A 21327-nucleotide genomic window follows, 5' to 3' on the forward strand; every position below is an offset into this window, starting at 1 on the left:
CCGTGGGCCGTCCGGGCTGCTAGTTTCCGGACAGTCCGGTTCGTGTGGGTGCGGTCGGGCCACGCGCGCGACGCCCGCGCGCCGATTCAGCGGCATGCTGACGGGAGGGAGCGCGGTGGCAACGCAGTTCGGTCGGGGGCAGAAGTCCCAACTGTCGGCGATCACCGCTGGCACCGATCTGTACATCGGGATCCAGATCAACGCGCCGGGCGAATGGGACGTGTCCTGCTTCGGGCTGGACGGCACCGACCGGCTCTCGGACGACCGGTACTTCGTCTTCTTCAACCAGCCGAACTCGCCCGAGTCCTCGATCCAGCTGCTTGGTGCCCAGTCCGGTGACACCCAGTCGTTCCGGGTGACGCTCGACAAGGTCCCCGACGCGATCCAGAAGCTGTCGTTCTGCGCGGCGCTCGACGGCCCGGGCAGCGCCGCGCAGATCACGTCCGGCTACCTGCGCATCGTGGCCGGTGGTACGGAGGTGCTCCGCTACGCGTTCACCGGCGCGGACTTCTCCGACGAGCGCGCCGTCATGATCGGTGACGTCTACCGCAAGGGTGTCTGGCGGGTCGCCGCGGTCGGCCAGGGGTTCCGGGGCGGCCTGGCGGAGCTGATCCGCAGCTACGGCGGCGAGGTGGCCGACGAGCCCGAGCCCACGCCGGCGCCCGCGCCCGGGGCTCCGGGCGCTCCGGGGTTCGGTGCCCCGCCCGCGCCCGCCTTCAGCCAGCAGAAGCCACCCGCCGCGCCGGGCTTCGGTGCCCCGCCCGGGGGACCACTCCCGCCGCCGCCCCCGCCCGCTCCGGCGCCTCCCGGTCAGGGCTACGGCCAGCCGCAGCCGGCCTACGGCCAGGTCGGCAGCGCGCAGCAGGGCTACGGCCAGCCTCCCGGTGCGCAGCAGGGCTACGGCCAGCCCCCGCCGGCGATGCCCGCCGCCCAGGGCTACGACGCCCAGGGCTACGGCCCGCCCGGTCAGCAGCAACCCGGCCAGCCGATGCCCGGACAGCACCCGCCGGGCCGTCCCACGCCGGGCGGCTTCGGGCCGACGGAGGTCCTGCCGTCGCAGGCTCAGCCTGTCCAGCCCGGCGCCATGAACAGCCTGAACCCGTACCGCGAGGTGCCGACCGCGGGGCGCTGGACCCAGCAGAACGGCAAGCTGGTCAAGGTCACCCTGGGCCCGGAAGCCCTGGCGCTGCGCGGTTCGATGGTCGCCTACCAGGGCAACGTCGAGTTCGACTACAAGAGCGGCGGGATCCGCGGGCTGATCGAGGAGAAGCTCACCGGTCAGGGCCTCAAGCTCATGACGTGCAAGGGCAACGGCGAGGTCTTCCTCGCCCAGGACGCCGCCGACCTGCACATCGTCGAGCTCGGCAACCAGTCGCTGTGCATCAACTCGAAGAACCTGCTGGCGATGGACGCCACCGTGCGCTCGGAGATCCGCCGGATCGAGAGCCCCGGCATCCCCGGCGGCGGCTTCTTCCACTTCGAGGTCTCCGGCCCCGGGTCGGTCGTCGTGATGACCAAGGGCACGCCGATGACCCTCAACGTCGCCGGCCCCACGTTCGCCGACATGAACGCGCTGGTGGCGTGGACGTCCGGCATGCGGGTCAGTGTGTCCACCCAGGTCCGGATCTCCCGGCAGATCTACGCGGGAGCCAGCGGCGAGTCGTTCGCGTTGCAGTTCATGGGATTCGCCGGGCATTTCGTCGTCGTCCAGCCGTATGAGGTCTGACAGCCGGACGAGGTCCGGGACGCGCGCCGGGGCGATCCCGGGCATTCCCGCGGGTGCGCGGGGAGAGGGGAGCAGGCCGTGCAGGGCAGCCTGATGAACAACTACGGCCCGACCCCGATCATGGACCGGATGAGCAGGCACGGGTCCAAGATCGCCAAGGTGGTCATGCAGCCGGGCCAGGACCTGTTCGCCCGGGTCGGCTCGATGATCGCCTACGAGGGGCTCATCGACTTCAACCCGCAGCCGCCGCAGCTCGGGCGGATGGCCTCCTCCTGGGCGACCGGCGAGGGCGTCCCGCTGATGACCGCCACCGGCCAGGGCCTGCTCTATCTGGCGGACTACGGCAAGGAGGTCATCGTCGTCCAGCTCGCCGGCGAGGGCCTGTCCATCAACGGGAAGAACATCCTCGCCTTCGACGCGCACCTGCAGTGGGGCATCGAGCGGGTCAAGGGCGTGAACATGCTCTCCGGCATGGGCATGTTCAACGTCGTCGTGCGCGGCCACGGCTGGGTGGCGCTGACCGCCAAGGGCAACCCGATCATGCTGGACACCCGGGAGGCACCGACGTTCGTCGACACCGACGCGCTCGTCGCCTACACCGACGGCCTGCGCGTCGAACCGCGGCGCACCGCCCGGCTCGGCGGGTTGATCGGGCGCGGTTCGGGGGAGGCGTTCCAGCTCGGTTTCTCGGGCCAGGGCTTCGTCGTGGTACAGCCGAGCGAGGACGAGCGGCCCTCGTTCTCGATGCGCGGCTGACCGTCGGCGTGGGTGAGAGGATCTGATCATGACGCATGGCGGGATGTACGGCGGCCAGCCCGGTGGGATGCCCGGCGGCCACCCGGGCGGAATGCCCCCTGGCGGCTTTCCGCCCGGCCCCGGCCCCGGCATGCCCGGCGGGATGCCTCCCGGCGGGATGCCGCCGATGCCGCCCGGTGGGATGCCGCCCGGCCCCGGTGGGCCCGCGGGGGGCATCCGCAGCAGCCTGCTGAACAACCCGGAGGTCACCAGCGGCGAGCGGTTCGCCCTGCAGAACGGCAAGATGCTCAAGGCGACCCTCGGCGCGCAGGGGATGCGTGAGTTCTACGCCCGGCGCGGCGCCATGGTCGCCTACCAGGGCGCCGCGACCTTCGACGCCCACTGGGAGGGCTGGGGCTCCCGGTTCCGCAGCTTCTTCAGTGGCGGCGAGGGCCTGAACCTGATGAACGTCGCCGGCTCCGGCACGGTCTACCTCGCCAACCAGGCCCAGGACGTCCACATTCTCGACCTGGCGGGTGACGGCCTCACCGTGGACGGCAAGAACGTGCTCGCGTTCGACGCCGGCCTGAACTGGGATCTCGTCCGCGTCGACAGCCAGGTGGGCATCGCCGGTGTCGGTGGCTACCAGATCGAGCTGCGCGGCAACGGCCAGGCCGTCGTGTGCACCTCGGGCGCCCCGCTGGTGATGCGGGTGACCTCCCAGAACTACTACTTCGCGGACGCCGACGCCGTCGTCGGCTGGTCGTCGAGCCTGCAGGTCTCGATGCAGGCCGCGGTCACCTCCAGCGCGGCCTGGAAGCCGCGGGGCAACACGGGGGAAAGCTGGCAGCTCCAGTTCTCCGGTGAGGGCTTCGTGATCGTCCAGCCCTGCGAGCTGCTGCCGCCGTACAACGCGCTCGCCGGCTCCGGCCTGGCCGGCCAGTTCGGGCTCGGCCAGGGGGGCTTCGCCGGCAACCAGCTCGGCGGGCACGGCGGTGGTCACGGTGGCCAGGGCGGCCATGGCGGCGGGTTCGGCGGCCTCGGTGGGTTCGGCGGCGGTGGCCCCGGCGGCTTCGGCGGCCTGTTCGGCAACCAGGGCGGCCGCCACTGACCAGGCCGCCGCACGGCAGCGGTCAGGGCAGCTGGCGGCTGGGCCGGGGCAGGGTGGGCGTGCGGGCGAGCAGTGCGACACCGGTGACGATCAGTCCCGTGCCCACGGTGACGCCGAGAAGCTGGACGGCCGTGCTCGGCGCCGGGGCGCCGTAGAGCAGCACCGCCAGCAGGCAGGAGACCACCGGGTTGGTGATGTTCATGGCGGTGAGCGCCGGCGCCAGCGGCCCGCTGGCGTAGGCGGCCTGCCCGAGCAGCATGCTGGACAGCGTGGCCGCGGCGAGCCCGAAGCCACACCAGTCCGCCGCCGTGGCCAGGAACCCGTCCGTCACGAGCCGGTCCGCGGACTCCTTCATCAGGACGGCGGTCAGCGCGTAGACCATGCCCGCGGCGACCCCGAACAGCACGGCCCGCGCGGTGGGCGACCGGCCGAGAGAGACCACGGTCAGCACACCGGCGACGAGCACCATCGCCCCGATGGTGAGGAGCAGCCGCGGCCGGTCGACCCCGGCCGCTGTCGGTAGATCCCCCCGGGACGACAACAGAGCGGCCAGCCCGGCGCAGATGCCCGCCGCGCCCCACCAGGCCACGCCGGACATCCGCCGGCCGGTGCCGACCAGGCCGAGCGGGAGCGCGAACAGCAGCTGACAGACCATCAGCGGCTGTACCTCGGCCACCGACCCCAGGTGCAGCGCGGCGGCCTGCACGCAGAACCCGCTGATGTTCGCCGTCCAGCCCAGCACCCACAGCCTGTCCTGGACGAGCTCGGCCAGCAGGCCCACCCCGGGCACGGCGTGCGCGCTGTCGGCGCGCTTCGCGAAACTGCTCCGCCCGGCGGCGCGTTGCTGGAGGGCGGCGGACGAGGCGAACAGAAAGGACGCCAGCAGACTGACGGGGACGACGGCGGGCATGGTCACCCAACCAGGATGGCTACCGGACAGACAAGATCACGGGATCGGAATTGTCACAGAACCGGATCGACCCGCACGGGACGGTCACCGGACCGCGGTAGCCAGCCCGCTGACCTCGGCGCATGCCCAGATCCGCGCGGCCCACCCGGCGATCGCCGGGCCGCCGAGCGCCGAACACGACGCTCAGCCGAAGGCGACGGCCTGCACCCAGGTGGGCCTCCCACCATCGCCCACCGCCGTCGGCACGGCCCGCGCCAGCGCACCGTCCGCGCCGGCTCACCTGGGTTTGCGAGTGATGCGGTAGTGGAGAACGAGGAAGGGGATGCCGAACAGGGCGAAGGCGTGCTCGGCGCGGAGGTCACCGTCCTGCCGGTACACGTCGAGATCCTCGGCGAAGCCGTGGACGGCCAGCGCGGTGAGACTGTCGTCGGACGGGTCACGGTAGGCGAGGTAGTGGCCGGGGTGCTCCAGATCGCTGCGGCTGGTCAGGGCCAGACCGCCGTCCGCCCGGGCGCGCGGCAGCAGAGTCGCGGTGAAACTGGACTGGGCCAGCGGGAAGCCGACGCTGACATAGCCCCGGTCGCCATCCCGATAGGTCGTGTAGATGCCCACGTAGATGGGTTCGTCGGTGTCGGCGAACGAGCGGATCCAGCCACGGACCGCCACCGCGTCGGTACCGGGACCGGTGCCGGTGCCGGTGCCGGGAAGGGTGATCGTGTCGATCCGGCTCCGGATGCCCCGCTGCGTCTCACGCTGGTTCATCGGCACGTTCGCCTGCCCCAGCGGGCGGGCCAGCGCGTAACGGTAGAGCAGGTAGCCGGGGCGGACCCACAGCCGCCACCGCGGCACGATGTCGAGCGTGAACCGGGTGGTGTGCTCGTAGAACTCCCGGACGAGGGGGTCGACGCCCGCCGGATCGAAGTCCGGGCCGGCCAGGTCGTCCATGGAGGCGACGATTCCCACGTCGGCCGCGTCGGCGACATAGCCGCCGCCGAGCTCCCCGGCCAGCTCCCGGACATAGCCGGTGCCGACGACGCGTGAGCGCGACTGCCAGGGCACGACGAACGGCAGCTTCTCCGCCGGAACCCGCTCGGCGAGCAGATCGACCTGCGGATCCCGGAAAACCAGCGAGGAGGCGGTCCGGTAGGCCGCCATCGTGACGGCGGCGACGGCGGCGGCCGGCATGGGGCTGCCGTGGGCGCGGCCGTGCGCCACCAACGCCGCGCCCACGGCGGCGCCGAAGGGCGGCCCGAGCAGCACCTTCTGGGGCCGGAGTCCGAGCAGGCCACCGACGCTCCCGCTCGCCGCCCCCACCGCGACGGGGCCGGCGCCGGTCAGCCGCCCGGCCGCCCACCCGGCGGGTGCCACGAGCGCCGCGCTGGTCACGATCCGCTGCCACAACGCGGGTATCTCGCCGGGCCGCTGCCGGGCCCGCGCGACGGCTTCAGTGGCCGCCAGCGCGGCCGCACCCGCCAACCCACCCAGCCCGGCCGCCCGCCGGCCCCGGTGACCGGCGAGTGACGCCCCCGCCGCACCTCCGATGACGGCCGCGGACAGCACCGCCGCGCCGAGTCCCGCCGACTTCGTCCCCTCGCCCGCCGCCACCGGCCCAACGTATCGCCGGCCCGGCCCGGCGACAGGCCGTCCGGGGCGGGCGGAATCCCGGGTATCCCTACCGGTTTGATGGGTTTGCTGTCTGGGTCCTTCTGGAGTCCTAACGTGAGGGTGAGGACACGGCGGACGGGGGCCTTCGGGGAGCGGGCAGGAACGTTTCCACAGGTTCTCGGGTCCAGGTGGTGCGGGTGCGCGGAGACATCCGCCGGACCCCAGGCCGCCCGGGAACTGGAGGGCGACACAGATGAAGTTCCTGGCGATCACTCTGATCGTCCACGCGCCCGACCCGTTGACCGGGGTGCGCCGGTCGACCACGGCCCGGCTCCGTGAGGTGGTCGACAACGCGGTGCTGGCAGAGGAGCTGGGGTTCGACGGTTTCGGGGTCGGCGAGCGGCACGAGCGGCCGTTCATCTCCTCCTCGCCGCCGGTGGTGCTCAGCCACATCGCGGCCCGTACGTCCAGGATCCGGCTGTTCACCGCCGTCACGACGTTGAGTCTGCTCGACCCGGTGCGGGCCTTCGAGGACTACGCCACCCTCGACCAGCTGTCCGGGGGGCGGCTGGAGCTGATGGTCGGCAAGGGCAACGGCGCCGCGCAGGCAGAGCTGTTCCACGTCACCGCGGCGGACCAGTGGGACCGCAACCGCGAGTCCTACGAACTGTTCCGCCGGCTGTGGCGAGAGGACAAGGTCACCTGGTCCGGCCGGTTCCGCCCGCCACTGGAGGAGGCCGAGACCTGGCCGCGCCCGCTGCAGCCGGAGATCCGGATCTGGCACGGCAGCGCGACCAGCGAGGCGTCGGTGGACCTCGCGGCCCGGTACGGCGACCCGTTGTTCTCCGCCAACGTGACCAATCCGGTCGAGCCGTACGCTGAGCTGGTCCGCCACTACCGGGAGCGCTGGGTGGCCTACGGGCGCGACCCGGCCGCCGTCCTCGTCGGCGCCGGAACGGCCGGTTACTACAGCGCCCGCCGCTCGCAGGACGCCGTCGCGCGCTACCGGCCGATCTTCGACGCCCGGACGGCGATGTTCCGGAGGATGGGGCTGGAGCCGGTCTTCCCGACCCTTGAGGACGCGATCGAACGCAGCTCGATCCTCGTGGGCAGCCCACAGCAGATCATCGAGAAGGTCCAGTGGTACCACGAGCGGCTCGGCCACGAGGTGATGCACCTGCACGCCGACGCGGACGGCCTCAGCCCGAAGGAGCACCGCGAGACGATGGAGCTCTTCCAGAGCGACATCGCGCCGGTGCTGCGAAGGAAGATCCCGAGCCGCCCCTTCCCCTCCCCGCCGCCGCTTCCCGCCGACACCCTCCCCGACGCCCCGCGGTGACGGCGGAGTCGATCAACCCTCGGCCGGTATCCAGGTGGCGGCGGACAGGGTCCGCGTCGAGGGGCCGTCGGGGTCGTTGTCGGGCCGGTTGCCGCGGCTGACCGACCGTTCGGCGATCCGCCAGCCCCGCGACGTGCGGACCACGGTGTCCTGGTAGTCACCCGATCCCGCGGTGCCGTCGCCGCGGATCACGAAGTACTTCGCCCACACCCGCAGCGTGTCGTCGTCGACCCGGTGGACGGCGATGTCGGTGGTGTGGTGCGGGTACATCACCCGCCCGAACGGGAGCCCGCTCGCGACCTGCGCCAGCGGCGCCCCGCCCATCACCGCGTCGCCGGTGTAAGCAGTCGGCATGGCGCCCAGCGCGATGTTGTCGAACACATGCGGATGCCTGGCGAGCAGGCCGCACACTTCGGCGTAGGTGGCCGCGTCGACCGGCGCGATCCTCACGCCCACGGTGCCTCCCCGTCGGTGACGACGGCCGGTCCGCCATGGCGCGGGTGAACGGTCCGACTGGCCACCCGCCAGCCGGCCGGCGTCTCGGTGAGCGCGTCGACGACGTCGGCGCTCGCGACGCTGCCGTCGCCGGCGATCGTCACCAGCCTGCTCCACGCGGCGAGACCGCCGGGGACCCGTTTCACCTCCGTGTTGACGGTGTGGTGGGACGGGGACGTCGCCGGGTCGAGGGCCGGCGGGTCGATGAACACCTGTGCCAGAAGCTCCGTGTCACCGTTGTCGACCGCATGTCCGAAGAGCGCGAGAACCTGAACCACCGCCGCGGTCTCCTCGCTCGTCGCGTCACGCAGTGCGGCGAAGGCGGCGTATGTCCGCGGCAGGCGGTGCTGCTCCACCTTCACGTCGGCGCTGTCGCGTACGCCCCCCGGCGGATGGCCGCCGGGCCGCAGGTGCCCCGCGATGTGGTCCGTCGTCATGGCCTGGACGTTAGTTCACCTGGTGATACGGCGTGCTCGATAGTCAGAGACGGACGGGAGTGATCCGCGGAGCGCACCGCGGCCTGCCGCCGGTCGTAGCATGGCCGCGATATCAACCCTTCTGATCGTCCGTCACACGCCGTCGCCATCCATGCAGGCGCTGCTGGAGGCCGTGCTGTCCGGGGCCCGGGACGACACGATCGAAGGCGTCGGCGTCGGCGTCGGCGTCCGACCGGCGTTGAGCGCGACGGCGACGGACGTGCTCGCCTCCGACGGGCACCTGCTCGGCACCCGGCGAGCATCGGTCACATGAGTGGCGCTCTCAAGCATTTCCTCGATCAGAAGGAGCGGGCAATGGAATTTTCCTGGCCCGAATTCGCATCGAATGGACCTGGCGACGGGGGGCGCGCGTGGATGGCGGCATTCGACAGCTACGACCAGTACCGCGAACTCTGTTATTACCTGGTAAAGATATTCGACGGAGACCGGCAGGTGGGCGAGGTTACAGCCGAGGTGGGGACCGAATTCGCCGGAGACGACTGGACCACGCCGGCCTTCGGACGCGAGTTGCGAGCGCGGATAGCGCAGGTCGCCGCCGCCTTCTCCGGGTCGTAGGGGGCGGAGGCGCGTCTGACGCTCAGCTCTTGATACGCGGGTCTTCGCCGTCGCCTTGAAGGTCGCTTAAAGTCGATCTCAGCTCAAGGTCGGTCAATTCCTTGCCCCGATCGAGAACGGCCGTTCCTGGTCACGAAGGCGGCTCCCAGAGGAGTACGGTCCCGTCCACGCCCCCGGTGGCCAGCAATCGGTGGTCGGGTGACCAGGACACCGTCCCCACGGACCGACGATGATCTGCAAGGGCTGCTCGGCGAACTGGTTCGGCCGGGTCGGCCAGGTCCCACAGCCTCACAGTCCTGTCGTCACCTCCGGAGGCCAACCATCGGCCGTCCGGCGACCAGGACACCGCTCGTACGGCCTTGCGATGATCTGTAAGGATTCCCCGCCGTACTGGTTCAGCTGGGTCGGACAGGTCCCACAAGCCTACGGCATTGTTTGAACCTCCAGTGGCGAGCCATCGGCCGTCCGGCGACCAGGAGACATCAATTACTCTGGGATGACGCGACTCGATAACGGCCCGCTGCGCAGGCGTCTCTGGATTTTCCATGTCCCAGATTTTCAGCACGCTGCCGAGGCTGGTAACCAGCCACCGACCGTCCGGTGACCACTGGAGCAGACCCCATAATGGCTGGTCGACGGCGATGGCTGGAAGAGAGGACCGTAGGCCTGGACCGGTAGGGCCGGCGGTATCCCACAGGGCGATTTTTGTCATCCCTGGAGTGGGATCTCGATATCGTCCGGGAATGCAGGCGAGCAGCCAGCGAGCGTCCGGCGACCAGCACATTCTTCCTGTGTCATGCCGGTAGTAGCCACGGCTCAGACTGGCGACGCTCGCAGGCCGCGCCGGGTCGGCCATGTCCCATAGTTCCATATTCCAGCCGTCGTGGACCGGGTCCGACCCGATAGTTTCGCTGCCGGATGCCAGCCAGCGCCTGTCCGGCGACCACTCTAGTACCTTTATCGTGCCACGGTCCGAGTCTTTGAACGAGGTCAACCACTGCGGACTTGCCGGGGCGGTCGTGTCCCAGATGTGAATTTCTCGGCCGCTGACCGTGGCCAGAAATCTGCCATCCCCCGACCAGCACAGGGAGCTCATACCTGCCATGCGGATGCTGCGGGAAAGGGAGTTCCCATGACGCAGGACCGCGCAAGGTTCTGGCGCCGCCGAGCTGTTACCGGAGTACGGTACAAGGGGCGGCGACTGGCGGCCGGCGCGGTTGGAATTCTCGGGGGACGCCGATGTGAACGCGGGAGCGTCTCGCGGGCCAGGAAACGCCGGGGTTGTGGGTGGCTTCGCCCGGCCGGCTTGAATGGCCTCCACCTGTTCCAGCAGCAGTGCCGCGGCATGTGTTTCCGGGAGGCCGAACAGATCGAACGAGACAATCGTCCCGAGCAGGCCCGGCCGTCGACAGTCGGCGACCCTTATGGGCACCAGCTTGCGTGCTAACCCCGATGGATCCTTTTTGATGGCGGACTGAAACTCAAGTCTTCCAAATTCCGAGTCAAGATAGGCTTCGGAAATAAGGGCGATCGTGCGGTCCGCTTCCGCCACTCCTTTTTCCATACCCTGAAACCAGTTGGTTCCCGGGACGAAGTCCCAGGCCTGGATCAACACCCGCCATCCGACCCGCTCCAGCTGCCACGCGACCCATTCCGCCCACTGGCGGTCGGCCTGTGTGTAAGAGATGAAGAAGTCCCAGCGTGGCGCTTGCTCCGATTGTGGGTCCTCGGCCCATGACCCTTCACTCGCGCTGTTCATTCTGATCTTGTCGGGCATCGGTCCGGTCCCCCGTACTCGGCCGATACGAGCCGCCGCGACTGGTTACGAGGTAGGTCGGCGGCTGCGTTCGTCCATCTTGGCTGCTTCTACGGTAACAGTCCGGTTGCTGTTGGCGATCGCCTCGCTGACGACGAACGGGCAGGCACCCTCGTGGAGCTGAGCTTCCATGACGAGAAAGCGCGCGGCCGGCGACGCTGCCGAGGGCGCGGACCACGACCAGGCACTCGCCGAGGCCATAACATGGCCGCGATGTCAACGCTCCTGATCGTCCACCACACCCCGTCGCCGACGATGCGGGCGATGTTGGAAGCGGTGCTGGTCGGCGCCCGGGATGACGCGATCGAGGGTGTCGACGTCGTCGTCCGTCCGGCGCTGGCCGCGACAGTGGTCGACGCGCTCGCCGCGGCCGGCTACGTGCTCGGCACGCCGGCGAACATCGGCTATATGAGCGGAGCACTCAAGCACTTCTTCGACCAGAAGCAGCGCGAACCCTGTGCCGGATGGCTCTGGAGCGCTCAAGGGCGCGCAGAAGATCTTTCTTCGTGCGCCCGGGGGCGCTGTTCCCGGGATCACTCATGGTGTCAGACCTCGCCGCAAGGGTGGCTGCCGCGGCGTCAGCCGGCACCCCGCTGTTGGCCATAGCGGCGGAACCACCGCGAGCGTCCTGGCTGCCTGTCGGGCGCGGACTCCTTCTCCCGCGGGTCCTCCCACCGGATCAGGGCGCCGGCGAGAGGTGCCCGAGCCCCGGGATCGGGTCGTCCGGCCGCAGCATGCGGACGGTCGGATCGACATCGCCGTCCAGCTTGTGGGTGCTGTCCGGGCAACACCGCCCACCCGCGAGGAGGAAGGGTGACGAGCGTGGCGACCCCCTCGCCGGAGGGGCAGCGCCAGAGCCGGACGGTTCCGTCCGTGCCGCCGGTGGCGAGCAGCGCACCGTCAGGGCTGAACGCCAGCGCGTTGACCACCCTGGAACGGTCCGTCAGCAGACGTAGCGGGCGCGGATCCGTCCCCGGCTCCAGAGGATCGAGTAGCGGGATGCCACTGCCGGAGACGACCGCGAGCAGCGTTCCGTCGGGGAAGTAGGCCAGGGCCCGCGCCCTGTCCAGCGGGGACAGCAGCATCACCTCTGCCGGGTCCCGGCCGATGACGGCTGGCATCGGCCATGCCCTCGGGCAGGTTCGGGGGGGGGGGGGGGCCGAGCACCGCGGCCCGTTGCCAGCGGCTTCCGGTGAAGCGAGCATCGGTCAGCGTCGCCCGCGCCGTGTCGCCGAGTGCCGCCAGGTCCGCAGGGTCCTCGCCGATCTCCCAAGGCGACATTTCTACAATTTCATCTACTGTTCCGTCCTGGACGCCGCCGCCCGGGAGCCCTGCCGGGACCTTGACGCCACGGCCGCCGCGTCGCTGACGGCCGACTGGCGACCCCGGACCCCAGAGCTGGTGTGTCTCGACGGCCGGGATCTCGCGGTCACTGCCGCCGGGGGAATGCTCACTATTGCCGTCGACATTGTGGAGTGCGGTTCCGAGGCCTCCTGGGGGCGCGGGCCGGTAGCGGATTCGGAGGGGCGGGCTCCCGGCGTCGGTGAATCCCGTGTGCTCGGGTCCGTGCGGCGCGAAGGCGGTGGCACCCGTGGATGCCACCGCCTCGAACGTGTCTGTGGGAGCGCCGTCTACTTGGCCGCCGCCAGTGTCCGGCACGCGGCCGCGGCCCTGCGGCAGGCCTCCGCGCAGGCCGCCATCTGCTGGTCGTCGGGCATCTTCGCGCACATGTCGGCGCACCGGGTGCACATGTCCGCGCACATGCGGCATATGTCCTTCATGCTGCCCGAGTCCCGCATGATCATGTCGGCGCACGTGCCGCACATGTCGCTGCAGTCCAGGAGCATCCGCATCAGGGCGGCGTCCATCATCGCCCCGCCCTGGCGCATACAGTAGTCCATGGTGCTACGACACACCGAGCGGCAGTCGATGCATGCGTCAATGCATTCCTGCATCTCGCCGGTACGCACAGAAAGAGTGGCCACTGCACTTCTCCTTATTGAGGGTAAGCCTGATGGAAATTGCCGAGAGCGTGACCGTGGTGCGCCTTCATGAATGGGCGGACGATTCGTCGCGCGCGGCAATTTCAGCGTAGCACCGCGTGATAGTGCCAGCAAGGCGTGGTAAATAGATCAGGGGCAGTGGCCGGCAATTCTTGGTGCGGCCGGGTCTCGGTCGCGGTTCCGATTTTCTACCGCCGTGTGGTGGGGTGTGCTCGTCGCCGTATTCGGCCGGTTGAAGCAGGTCGGCGAGGAAGCGAGGCCTGCGCTCCAGGAAGGCGGCGACATCACTCTCCGACTCGAGTGGCAGGGGGTGCACGAGGAGACGGGCGACCCCGAGATCGGCATACCGGTGAGCTGATCCCGCATCGACCTCGACCGGATCGAGCCGCAGATAGATGATCTCCAGGGGCCGAGTCGGCCCGGTCCCGAGCACGGCGTCGACTGCCGTCCAGGGCCGGTAAGGCCCGCCTCGCGGGTGGGAGTCCGGCTCAGGGGATCTGCCGCAAGGACGCTGCTCGGTACCTTTTTCGCGTGATCGCCCGACTCTGCCGGCCCACCTCGGTCGGCCTGGCTCAGGCGGGGATCTGGTCGTCGGGATACCAGCCGTAGGGGCTGGGCTGGCTGACGTTGGCGCGGCGGGGCTCGTACTGCTGGACGTAGAGGGCGGCGACCAGTTCGGCGCGGGTGCGCACGCCGGTCTTGGCGAACACCGCCTTGAGGTGGTCCTGCGCGGTGAAGGGGGAGATGCCCAGCGCGGTGGCCGTCTGCCGGGTGGATCCGCCCTGGGCGGCGAGCCCGACGACCTCGCGTTCGCGCGGCGTGAGGCCGTAGGCGTCGGCGATCACTGGCGAGCCAGGCGCGGCCGTCGTCGGTGACCGACTCGATCTCGCCGCGGGCGGTGACGATCAGCAGGCCCGGCGGCCGTCCGACGCTTCCCGGCGAGGCGAGCGCGGCGCGGAGCATGGTGAGGCGGAACAGGTCGGCGACGGCGGTCAGGGCGGCGCGCATGGACGCCTCGTCCCGGTCGCTGGACGGCCGGCCCGAGCCCGTGCGGCAGAGCGTCAGCGTTCCCCCAGGTCATGGCGCGGGTCTGGGAACTGTGCGGCGGCGAGGAGATCGCCGTGACCCGCGCCCGCTTCATGGCCGACACGACCCCGGAGGTGATGGCCACGACGCTGCGGTACATGCTCCCCGCCCTGGAGCGGCCCACCCGGCACGCCCTGGTCGCCCGGCTGGCCGCCACCGCGCCCCCGCCCGTCCTGCAGGGACTCCTCCAGATCGGCGAGCGCGTCCTGGACCCCGCCGCCTTCGCCGACGTGCGCGCGGTCGCCGCTGCCGCTGTTGCCGCGGCGGCACACGGCTGACCGCACGGAGCCCTGCGCGACGGATCGTCACGACGCCCGTCACCGTGCCGGCCGATCACCGTGCCGACCGGTCGGCACGGTGAGGCCGGGGCAATAGCATGACCGCGATGCCGACGCTCCTGATCGTCCACCACACGCCGTCACCGACGATGCAGGCGATGCTGGAGGCGGTGCTCGTCGGTGCCCGGGACGACGCGATCGAGGGCGTCGACGTCGTCGTCCGCCCGGCGCTGGCCGCCACAGCGGTCGACGTGCTCGCCGCGGACGGCTACCTGCTCGGCACCCCGGCCAACATCGGCTACATGTCCGGCGCGCTCAAGCACTTCTTCGACCAGATCTACTACCCGTGCCTCGACGCGACCATCGGCCGTCCGTATGCCCTCTACGTCCATGGCAACAGCGACACGACCGGAGCGATCCGCGGGGTCGAGACCATCGCGACCGGGCTGAGATGGAAGCGCCTGCGGGAGCCGCTGTCCACCATCGGCGAGGTAGATGCCGCTGTACGCGAGGCCTGTTGGGAGCTCGGCGCCACAGTTGCGGCCAGCCTGATACCCAATTGACGCGGGCTCGCCGGTATGGCGCTCAGCGCGACCGCACGGCGCACGCAACTTTTCTCATGTTTTGGGGCCAGATCTACTATCCCTCGCTTGAGGTCGCCGCGGACACGGCATCGATACGCGCGCGGCGACCTTGTCGTGATGATCGACTGCCGTGACCTGGACCGTCCCGCCCGGTTCTGGACCGCCGCGCTCGGCTCTGTCGCTGAGGGCGAGGCCATGAAAGGCCGGGTCGCGAAAGGCCGGGTCGCGGAAGGCAAGGTCGCGGGAAGGCGAGCGGCGGCACGAACCGGAGCCTGCGCCCGCATGACGAGCAGGGCATCGAGTTCTCCTGCAGCGCACCGCCGACATGAAAGGTTGCGGAGAGCCGTCTTCACCTGGACCTGCGTGCCCGGGACCTAACCGCCGAGGTCCGCCGGTCACCGACCTGGGAGCGGCCCTGCTCACGGGCGTCCGGGCCGCAAGAACGGCAGGACCTGGCACATCCTGGCGGATCCGGACGGCAACGAGTTCTGCGTTATGGCCCCGCCCGACGCCTACCGGACGGGGCCATAACACGGCTGGACCATACCGCTGCCCGCGCCAACCTGCGGTTACCGCGTTGCGGCGGACAGTGCCGCGCGGATGGCGTCCTCTCCGACCGGCTGGCCCTTCTCGTTCGAGAACGGCCCGTACGGGGTCCCCCACACCGGCGTGCCCGTGGCCTGCCGCCAGCTATCGGCCAGCGGCCCCGCGTCCAGCACGCTGTACCCGATGGATTCGATGAATTCGGTCACCGCCGCCTTCGCCGACGCGGAGTCCCCGGCGATCGGCAGGTAGGAGCGGTCGGCCGCCCCCGCCGGGCGGGCGAGTGACAGCAGGTGCTTGAAGAAGATGTTGTTGAACGCTTTCACGAGCATGGCGTCCGGGATGTACCGCAGCAGCAGCTCGCTCGAGGTGAGCGACTTGCTGTCGAGCTCGGGGATGTGCCCGTCACGCTCGGAGCCGTAATTGCACGTGTCGATGACCGTCTTCCCTGCCAGTGGCGCGGCGGGAAAGTAGGGGAAGGCCTTGACCGGCACCGTGACCACGACGATGTCACCGGCCGCCGCGGCCTCCCCGCTCGTCGCCGCGGACGCCCGTGACCCCAGTTCCGCGGCCGTGTCCGCGAGCGTTTCGGGACCGCGCGAGTTGCTGAGCACGACCTGGTGTCCGGCCTCGACGGCGAGCCGCGCGATGGTGCTGCCGATGGCGCCGCTTCCGATGAATCCCACAGTCGTCATATTCTCAGCGTCCCCCAGAAGAGCCGAACCCTTGTCATTCGCCGGACTCGTTGCGATTCGGGTCCCTGCCATCAGCTGGCGGAGAAGTAATGGCCGTTGTCCAAATCGGCGAGCAGGCTGGGCTGAGCGGGCTCCCAGCCGAGGGTCCGGCGGGTGATGAGGCTGGACGCCGGGTAGCTCTGCGTGACTATGTTCGCGAGGAACCCAAAGTATCCCGGCACCATCAGTACGTCCACGGGAACGCTCACGACGGGCAGGCCCAGACGGCTGCCAATGGCCTCGGCGATCTCGCGGAACGGGATGCCCCCGTCCTCAACCGCGTGCCAGTATTTGCCAGCAGGCCCCTTCTCCAGCGCCAGGCGGAACAAGGAGGCGACATCGCGGACGTGCACGGCGTTCCACAGGTTCGCGCCGTCTCCGGGGTAGCCGACGAAACCCTTCTCCTTCGCGAGCGCGATCAGCTGCACGAGGAAGCCGGCACGATCGGTCGTGCTGTGCGCGATGTTGGCAATCCGCACGACCGAAGACCGCACTCCCCGCTCAGCGAGGCCGACTACGGCGGTTTCCACGACGTTACGGGCGTGCAGGGTGCCCTTGTACTCATCGCCGCCGGGAAGAGCCGGGTCCTCCTCGGTGGCCGGCCGGCCCAGGCTCCCCGGCGAGCCTATGCTCCCCGCCGCGACCAGCGGTTTTCCGGTTCCCGCCAGTGCCTCGCCGTACGCGAACATGATCGGGACCTCCGCGGCGGCCACGGCGTCGATCCCGCCGGATGGAAGCAGGTCCTGCCTGTGCGCGACGTGAATGACGCCGTCGGAGTCCGCGGCCGCCTCCTTGAGCCCGTCGAGATCCTCGAGGCTGCCGTGACGCACCTTCGCGCCATGCGCGGACAGCGCCGCCGCGGCCGTGTCCGACCGGGCCAGGCCGGTGACCTCGTGCCCGGCGGCGATGAGCTCGAGGACGATGTACGAACCGGAATGGCCGGTCCCGCCAGTGACGAAGACGCGCAAGCTTCTGCTCCTTGTCAGTGATGTGGTGCGAGAAGTGGCGGTGCGGGTGTGCTCAGCTGAGACTGCTGACGCCGAGGGAGAAGTTGAAGTCCCCCACGCCGTGGCGGGCCAGGCTGATCATCAGCAGGCCCGCCCCTTCCAGCCAGTGCGCCATCTCCAGGCCTCCGGCATCCAGGGGGCGCAACCCGAGGCTCTCGATGAACGCCGATACGCTTGCCTTGGCCCGCGCGTCGTCGCCGGCGAAGAGCACGTCCAGCGGGCGGCCCTGGGCCAGGACGTGGCCGAAGACGGTGTTGAACGCCTTCACGACGGGCGCGCTTGCCGGGGCGGCCTTGGCGATTTCCTGCGCGGCGGAAGTGCCGTCAGGGGTGACCAGCCCGGTGGCGTCGGCATTCATGGGGTTGATGATGTCGATGATGACCTTGCCGACGAGCGCGTTCCCGTACTGGGCGACGACCGGCACGGCGCTGGCGTTCGGCACGGCGAGGATGACGATGTCGCCGGCTGGGGCGGTGCCGAATGTCCCGGCCGTGGCGCCGCCGCCGAGCACGGCGGCGAAGTCCTTGGCCTTGGCCGCGTCGCGACCGACTACCTCGACGGCGTTGCCGCCCTCGACCGCGCGGGCGCCTATGGCGCGGGCCATGCCCCCCAGGCCGATAATGCTGATGCTGCTCATGGAGTGCCTGCTTTCTAGGGCTGGATAGCTGCACAGAACGCGGACGCCCACCCCGTTGTTGTTAACGGTGGTGTCGGCGACGCCCTTGAATGACGCAATGAACGGCGCTCAATTCCACGGTGCCACTGGCCTGAGTGGGTGTCCAAGACCTCTTCAGCCGTTGCGATACCCTGAAGGCATCGCCGGACCGGGAGGCTCCATGGATCTGGACCTGCGCAAGTTGCGCTACTTCGTCGCCGTCGCCGACACGTTGCACTTCGGCCGCGCAGCCGATGAGCTGCACATCGCGCAGCCGGTGCTCAGTCGGCAGATCCGGGCGCTGGAACAGGATCTCGGCGCTCCGCTGTTCATCAGGGACAGCCACGGCGTGGCGCTGACCGACGCCGGCAGGCAGTTGCTGACCGACGCCGGCCCGCTGCTGGCCTCCGCGCGCGCGGTCCGCCGCCGGGTGACCGTGGCCGCACGCGGCAGCCGACGGCTAATGGTCGGCTTCCGGGCCGGGATCCCGGTCATCCCGGCAGCGCGGGCGTTCGAGGCCCGGCACCCGGACGTGGTCGTGGACGTGCAGCGGATCGAATGGGACGATCAGGCCCCGATGCTGCTCGACGGCCGTATCGACGTCGGCTATGTGCGGCTGCCCATCGACGAGGCCGGCCTGCGCGTCACCCCGCTGTACACCGAGCCGCGGGTGGCGGTGCTCCCTGCCGGCCACCAACTGGCCGGCAGGGAGCAGGTCACCGAGGCCGAGCTGGCCGGCGAGCCGCTGGTCTGGCACGGCGACACGAGCACGCAGCCCACCAGGCGCGCGCACTCTAACGCCGGGTACCTGGTGCGCGGGGTGGACGAGACGCTCGAGCATGTCGCGGCCGGCCGGGGCATCTCGTTCCTGGCCCGTTCGGCGACCGTGTTCTACTCACATCCGGACATCAGCTACGTGCCCATCCCGGATCTGGCGCCCGACCAGGTGTGCCTCGCGATGGCGGCATCGCGCACCTCGCCGGTGGTCGACGACTTCTTCGCCGCGGCTCAGGCGACGGCCGAGATCACGGCAGAATGTGGGAACTATGAAATGTGGCAGCTTGTGAGCGGTGCCGTTTCAAGCACGACTGAGCGGCCCGACTGACAACAGCAGCGCCAACAAAGGGCGCGCGGCCACAGCAATGGCAAATGCATTGAGCTCGGGACCGGAGGTCGATGGCATATGCGGTTCGTGACGGCGAGCCTCAGGCGAGACGTGGCGCGACGACGCGACGCACGCGAGTTTCCGCAAGTTCTGCGACACGATCTACTACCCGGTGCTGGAGGCCACCGTCGGACGGCCCTACGCGCTCTACGTCCACGGCAACAGCGACACGACCGGTGCGATTCGTGGCGTCGAGACCATCACGACCGGACTGAAGTGGAAGCGCCTGCGCGAGCCGCTGTCGATCGTCGGCGAGGTGGACGCCGCCGCGCGCGAGGCCTGCTGGGAGCTCGGAGCGACGGCTGCCGCCAGCCTCATGGACGGGTGACGTCTGCTCAGGCCGGGCGCCTCCGTTCCTGTGCGGGTGGTTCCTGTGCGTCCTGCGGTGGTGCCGGCCGGACCTCGGGCAGGAACGTGGCCAGGAGCAGACCCGGCACCGGGACGAGGCAGAGGACCGAGAACACCGCGGCGATTCCCCATGTGTCGGCGATCGCCCCCAGACCCGGTACCCCAAGACCTCCGATGCTGACAGCGAGCCCCAGGGTGACACCGGCGGCGGTTCCCGGTCGGGTCGGCAGGTAGTCCTGACCCAGTTTGACGAGTACCGAGAACGGAATGTTGATGGCCACTCCGGTGGTCATGGCGGCCAGTAGCGCGGTTCCCGGGCCGGGCGCGGCACGCAGTGCGACCAGCGTCGGGATCGCCAGCGCGGTGCCTGCCTGGACCGTGCGCACGGCACCGGCGCGGTCGGCGACCCGCCCGCCGGCCAGTGTGCCGGCGACCCCGCCGGCCAGGAAGCAGGCCAGCGCGGCGCCGGCCGCGGTGTGACCCGCGTGCAGATGGCGGAGCCAGTACAGCTCGATGAACGTGTTCACGCCGACAAAGAGCACCGACCGCGCGATCTCGACCGTGGTGAGGAGGAGGAAGGGGCTCCAGAGATCCTTGCCGCCGGCCGTGGTGACCGCCGCCACCTTCGCGGCCGCCGCCTGCCGTTGGTGGGCCCGTAGCAGCACGAAGCCGACGGGCACCGCGGGAAGGACGAACAGCGCCGTGGCGGCCAGGCCCAGGGTGGCCAGCGCCGGGGCGGCGAGGACGGGAGCCAGGAAGAATCCGACGCTGCCACCGGCGGCGAAGATGCTCATCGCCGCCGTGCTGTCACCCGCGTCGATCCGAGCCGCCCGCCCGGCCACGGGGTGGAACATCGCCACGCCGATCCCGGAAAGCAGCACCAGCGACCAGGTCAGAGCGTAGCCGGGCACGAGCCCGGCGAGCCCGGCGAGAACCACGCCGACTGCGGCCAGCGGGCCGACCCGTCGGCGGTCGACGAGCAGGCCGATCGCCGGTTGCGGCAGCGCACTGCCCAGCGCCGCGGCCAGTGTCAACCCGGAGACGGCGAGGTAGCCGGAGTTCCGCTCGAGGACGAAGTACGGAACACTCGCCGGCACCAGTCCCTGATAAAGATCGTCTACGGCGTGGGCTGCGGCCCACATCCGCATCCGCCGCCAGGGTGTCGCCGACGCCGCCGCCGGCGGGCCAAGCCCGGGGGTGACCGGGGCCGGAGCGGGGAGCGCCGCCGCCCGCGGGCCGTCGACGGCGGTCATGCCAGGCGTCTCGTCGCCTCGGCCGGTCGCGCGGTGGTCGTCCGTGCGTCGGGCACGGCCGCCGGACCGCCGAGGAAGTCCAGCAGCTCCGGCATGAGCGCGTCGGCCAGTTCCTCTCCGGTCCGGACGGTCGGCCCGATCTCGGCCATCGCCATCGTGGCCGCAGGCATCACCCGCGCGGCCGCCTCGGCGAGCGCGCGTGGGTGGCGCCAGTCGGTGCCGGCGAAGACCAGCGCCGGCACCCGGACCGCTGCCAGGTCGTCGACGTGGCGGAAGCTACGGTCCCGCGCGATGGACGCGGCTGCGGCGATGCTGGCCGGGTCGCTGCGTCGGATCGCGTCGGTGACCATCGCCTCGACGACCGGCGGCAGCCTGGCGACGACCGGCGCCCAGGCGGCAGCCAGCCCCTCGTCGCGGACGCGGTCGGCGAACGCGTCGAAATACGCGATCTCGGCTGCCTTGGCCTCGTCGTCCTCGATGTCCTCGACGCCGAGGGCCGCCACCGCCGCCACCCGGTCGGGCCGGGTGATGGCCAGGCGAAGCGCAATCGTGGAGCCAAGCCCGACCCCGGCCACCACCACACCCACGTTCGCCGCCACCACGCCGGCCTCGGCGAGCCCGTCGAGCACCGTGAGGACGTCGACGGCGTACTGGTCCCAGGTGTGGCGAGCCGGGTCGCGGCAGACGGAGCCGCCGTAGCCCCGGATGTCCGGCTGCACGACCGTGTGACGGCCGGCCAGCCGCCGGGCGAACGGATCGAGACTGTGTCGGTCGGGACCGCCCGCGTGCAGCAGCACCACGACCGAGCCATGCCCGCTCACCTCCGCGACGAGAACGCAGCCGTCGGGGGCGGAAATCCGGTGCGGCACGGTCATGACGGTC

At 70.5% G+C, this 21327-nt stretch carries 23 protein-coding genes and 1 pseudogene; 11 read left to right on the forward strand and 13 right to left on the reverse strand.

Going from position 1 to position 21327, the window contains the following annotated elements:
• Positions 1 to 115: 115 nt before the first annotated feature.
• The 3 genes from B056_RS0130310 (at position 116) to B056_RS38565 (ending at position 3572) form a co-directional block, all read left to right on the forward strand.
• Positions 116 to 1726 carry a TerD family protein gene (locus tag B056_RS0130310; protein WP_018505602.1) on the forward strand — a complete coding sequence of 537 codons (1611 nt, stop codon included), beginning with the start codon at positions 116 to 118 and terminating at the stop codon, positions 1724 to 1726.
• Positions 1727 to 1804: 78 nt separating this feature from the next.
• Positions 1805 to 2482, forward strand: coding sequence for an AIM24 family protein (locus B056_RS0130315; RefSeq protein WP_020572796.1), 678 nt, complete (start codon positions 1805 to 1807; stop codon positions 2480 to 2482).
• A 28-nt stretch (positions 2483 to 2510) separates the two neighbouring features.
• Positions 2511 to 3572: an AIM24 family protein gene (locus B056_RS38565; protein WP_063826678.1), complete on the forward strand. Its 1062-nt coding sequence runs from the start codon at positions 2511 to 2513 to the stop codon at positions 3570 to 3572.
• A gap of 22 nt (positions 3573 to 3594) precedes the next feature.
• Here B056_RS38565 and B056_RS0130325 read toward each other — a convergent pair whose 3' ends face one another.
• Both B056_RS0130325 and B056_RS0130330 read right to left on the reverse strand, forming a co-directional pair.
• Positions 3595 to 4482: a DMT family transporter gene (locus tag B056_RS0130325; protein ID WP_026240322.1), complete on the reverse strand. Its 888-nt coding sequence runs from the start codon at positions 4480 to 4482 to the stop codon at positions 3595 to 3597.
• A 276-nt stretch (positions 4483 to 4758) separates the two neighbouring features.
• Entirely contained in the window at positions 4759 to 6087 is a 1329-nt protein-coding gene (locus B056_RS0130330) for a hypothetical protein (RefSeq protein WP_018505606.1), read from the reverse strand.
• Between the two features lie 253 nt (positions 6088 to 6340).
• Between B056_RS0130330 and B056_RS0130335 the strand changes: the two genes are divergently transcribed.
• Entirely contained in the window at positions 6341 to 7426 is a 1086-nt protein-coding gene (locus tag B056_RS0130335) for an LLM class flavin-dependent oxidoreductase (RefSeq protein ID WP_018505607.1), read from the forward strand.
• A gap of 12 nt (positions 7427 to 7438) precedes the next feature.
• Here the strand turns inward: B056_RS0130335 and B056_RS0130340 are convergent, their stop codons facing one another.
• The gene (locus B056_RS0130340) at positions 7439 to 7876 is read right to left on the reverse strand and encodes a nuclear transport factor 2 family protein (RefSeq protein ID WP_230203270.1); all 438 of its coding nucleotides are present in this window, start codon (positions 7874 to 7876) and stop codon (positions 7439 to 7441) included.
• Positions 7873 to 8358, reverse strand: coding sequence for a hypothetical protein (locus tag B056_RS0130345; RefSeq protein WP_018505609.1), 486 nt, complete (start codon positions 8356 to 8358; stop codon positions 7873 to 7875). Before B056_RS0130345 ends, B056_RS0130340 begins: the two co-directional genes overlap by 4 nt.
• A gap of 100 nt (positions 8359 to 8458) precedes the next feature.
• Here B056_RS0130345 and B056_RS38570 point away from each other — a divergent pair.
• Positions 8459 to 8700 (forward strand): annotated as a pseudogene (locus tag B056_RS38570) (flavodoxin); the annotation flags it as partial.
• Between the two features lie 403 nt (positions 8701 to 9103).
• Here the strand turns inward: B056_RS38570 and B056_RS41260 are convergent.
• Positions 9104 to 10750: a toll/interleukin-1 receptor domain-containing protein gene (locus tag B056_RS41260; RefSeq protein ID WP_076784805.1), complete on the reverse strand. Its 1647-nt coding sequence runs from the start codon at positions 10748 to 10750 to the stop codon at positions 9104 to 9106.
• 243 nt (positions 10751 to 10993) lie between these two features.
• Between B056_RS41260 and B056_RS45000 the strand changes: the two genes are divergently transcribed.
• Entirely contained in the window at positions 10994 to 11395 is a 402-nt protein-coding gene (locus B056_RS45000; protein WP_018505611.1) for a flavodoxin family protein, read from the forward strand.
• Here the strand turns inward: B056_RS45000 and B056_RS0130360 are convergent.
• Both B056_RS0130360 and B056_RS0130365 read right to left on the reverse strand, forming a co-directional pair.
• Complete coding sequence (locus B056_RS0130360; RefSeq protein WP_026240323.1) at positions 11368 to 11910, reverse strand: WD40 repeat domain-containing protein; 543 nt, start codon at positions 11908 to 11910, stop codon at positions 11368 to 11370. The two genes, B056_RS45000 and B056_RS0130360, sit on opposite strands and share 28 nt — an antisense overlap.
• 510 nt (positions 11911 to 12420) lie before the next feature.
• Complete coding sequence (locus tag B056_RS0130365) at positions 12421 to 12690, reverse strand: four-helix bundle copper-binding protein (protein ID WP_230203271.1); 270 nt, start codon at positions 12688 to 12690, stop codon at positions 12421 to 12423.
• 310 nt (positions 12691 to 13000) lie between these two features.
• Here B056_RS0130365 and B056_RS43755 point away from each other — a divergent pair, with 310 nt between their 5' ends.
• Positions 13001 to 13150, forward strand: a complete 150-nt coding sequence (locus B056_RS43755; RefSeq protein ID WP_018505613.1) for a hypothetical protein — start codon at positions 13001 to 13003, stop codon at positions 13148 to 13150.
• Between the two features lie 214 nt (positions 13151 to 13364).
• On the opposite strand, the gene B056_RS0130375 is transcribed toward B056_RS43755, so the two are convergent.
• Positions 13365 to 13637, reverse strand: a complete 273-nt coding sequence (locus B056_RS0130375) for a helix-turn-helix transcriptional regulator (RefSeq protein ID WP_018505614.1) — start codon at positions 13635 to 13637, stop codon at positions 13365 to 13367.
• Positions 13638 to 13871: 234 nt separating this feature from the next.
• Here B056_RS0130375 and B056_RS0130380 point away from each other — a divergent pair, with 234 nt between their 5' ends.
• Entirely contained in the window at positions 13872 to 14156 is a 285-nt protein-coding gene (locus B056_RS0130380; RefSeq protein ID WP_018505615.1) for a hypothetical protein, read from the forward strand.
• Between the two features lie 98 nt (positions 14157 to 14254).
• Positions 14255 to 14719: a flavodoxin family protein gene (locus B056_RS0130385; protein ID WP_018505616.1), complete on the forward strand. Its 465-nt coding sequence runs from the start codon at positions 14255 to 14257 to the stop codon at positions 14717 to 14719.
• A 590-nt stretch (positions 14720 to 15309) separates the two neighbouring features.
• Here the strand turns inward: B056_RS0130385 and B056_RS0130390 are convergent.
• The 3 genes from B056_RS0130390 to B056_RS0130400 are packed head-to-tail and all read right to left on the reverse strand — an operon-like array spanning position 15310 to position 17661.
• Positions 15310 to 16050, reverse strand: a complete 741-nt coding sequence (locus B056_RS0130390) for an NADPH-dependent F420 reductase (protein ID WP_268258403.1) — start codon at positions 16048 to 16050, stop codon at positions 15310 to 15312.
• A complete protein-coding gene (locus B056_RS0130395) occupies positions 16050 to 16985 on the reverse strand; it encodes an SDR family oxidoreductase (protein WP_018505618.1) in 936 nt (311 codons plus the stop codon). The genes B056_RS0130390 and B056_RS0130395 overlap by 1 nt, the downstream gene beginning before the upstream one ends.
• A gap of 52 nt (positions 16986 to 17037) precedes the next feature.
• Positions 17038 to 17661, reverse strand: a complete 624-nt coding sequence (locus B056_RS0130400; protein WP_018505619.1) for an NADPH-dependent F420 reductase — start codon at positions 17659 to 17661, stop codon at positions 17038 to 17040.
• 199 nt (positions 17662 to 17860) lie between these two features.
• On the opposite strand from B056_RS0130400, the gene B056_RS0130405 reads away from it, so the two are divergent.
• Together B056_RS0130405 and B056_RS0130410 are read left to right on the forward strand one after the other, a co-directional pair.
• On the forward strand, positions 17861 to 18784 hold the full coding sequence (locus tag B056_RS0130405) for a LysR family transcriptional regulator (protein ID WP_018505620.1): 924 nt from the start codon (positions 17861 to 17863) through the stop codon (positions 18782 to 18784).
• A 172-nt stretch (positions 18785 to 18956) separates the two neighbouring features.
• Positions 18957 to 19172, forward strand: coding sequence for a hypothetical protein (locus B056_RS0130410; RefSeq protein ID WP_018505621.1), 216 nt, complete (start codon positions 18957 to 18959; stop codon positions 19170 to 19172).
• 7 nt (positions 19173 to 19179) lie between these two features.
• Here B056_RS0130410 and B056_RS0130415 read toward each other — a convergent pair whose 3' ends face one another.
• Positions 19180 to 20445: an MFS transporter gene (locus B056_RS0130415; protein WP_018505622.1), complete on the reverse strand. Its 1266-nt coding sequence runs from the start codon at positions 20443 to 20445 to the stop codon at positions 19180 to 19182.
• Positions 20442 to 21320 carry an alpha/beta fold hydrolase gene (locus tag B056_RS0130420; protein ID WP_018505623.1) on the reverse strand — a complete coding sequence of 293 codons (879 nt, stop codon included), beginning with the start codon at positions 21318 to 21320 and terminating at the stop codon, positions 20442 to 20444. Before B056_RS0130420 ends, B056_RS0130415 begins: the two co-directional genes overlap by 4 nt.
• Positions 21321 to 21327 lie beyond the last annotated feature (7 nt).

The sequence above is a fragment of the Parafrankia discariae genome, from assembly GCF_000373365.1.
In the GTDB taxonomy this organism is placed as follows: Bacteria; Actinomycetota; Actinomycetes; order Frankiales; family Frankiaceae; genus Parafrankia; species Parafrankia discariae.

Bases quoted from the DNA above. Each gene is read 5' to 3' on its own strand.
- B056_RS38565 (WP_063826678.1), top strand. From the start codon at position 2,511: ATGACGCATGGCGGGATGTACGGCGGCCAGCCCGGTGGGATGCCCGGC.
- B056_RS0130345 (WP_018505609.1), bottom strand. From the start codon at position 8,358: ATGACGACGGACCACATCGCGGGGCACCTGCGGCCCGGCGGCCATCCG.
- B056_RS0130400 (WP_018505619.1), bottom strand. From the start codon at position 17,661: ATGAGCAGCATCAGCATTATCGGCCTGGGGGGCATGGCCCGCGCCATA.
- B056_RS0130335 (WP_018505607.1), top strand. From the start codon at position 6,341: ATGAAGTTCCTGGCGATCACTCTGATCGTCCACGCGCCCGACCCGTTG.
- B056_RS0130360 (WP_026240323.1), bottom strand. From the start codon at position 11,910: ATGCCAGCCGTCATCGGCCGGGACCCGGCAGAGGTGATGCTGCTGTCC.
- B056_RS0130380 (WP_018505615.1), top strand. From the start codon at position 13,872: ATGGCGCGGGTCTGGGAACTGTGCGGCGGCGAGGAGATCGCCGTGACC.
- B056_RS41260 (WP_076784805.1), bottom strand. From the start codon at position 10,750: ATGCCCGACAAGATCAGAATGAACAGCGCGAGTGAAGGGTCATGGGCC.
- B056_RS0130415 (WP_018505622.1), bottom strand. From the start codon at position 20,445: ATGACCGCCGTCGACGGCCCGCGGGCGGCGGCGCTCCCCGCTCCGGCC.
- B056_RS0130420 (WP_018505623.1), bottom strand. From the start codon at position 21,320: ATGACCGTGCCGCACCGGATTTCCGCCCCCGACGGCTGCGTTCTCGTC.
- B056_RS0130365 (WP_230203271.1), bottom strand. From the start codon at position 12,690: ATGGACTACTGTATGCGCCAGGGCGGGGCGATGATGGACGCCGCCCTG.
- B056_RS0130385 (WP_018505616.1), top strand. From the start codon at position 14,255: ATGACCGCGATGCCGACGCTCCTGATCGTCCACCACACGCCGTCACCG.
- B056_RS0130390 (WP_268258403.1), bottom strand. From the start codon at position 16,050: ATGGCAGGGACCCGAATCGCAACGAGTCCGGCGAATGACAAGGGTTCG.
- B056_RS0130405 (WP_018505620.1), top strand. From the start codon at position 17,861: ATGGATCTGGACCTGCGCAAGTTGCGCTACTTCGTCGCCGTCGCCGAC.
- B056_RS0130325 (WP_026240322.1), bottom strand. From the start codon at position 4,482: ATGCCCGCCGTCGTCCCCGTCAGTCTGCTGGCGTCCTTTCTGTTCGCC.
- B056_RS45000 (WP_018505611.1), top strand. From the start codon at position 10,994: ATGGCCGCGATGTCAACGCTCCTGATCGTCCACCACACCCCGTCGCCG.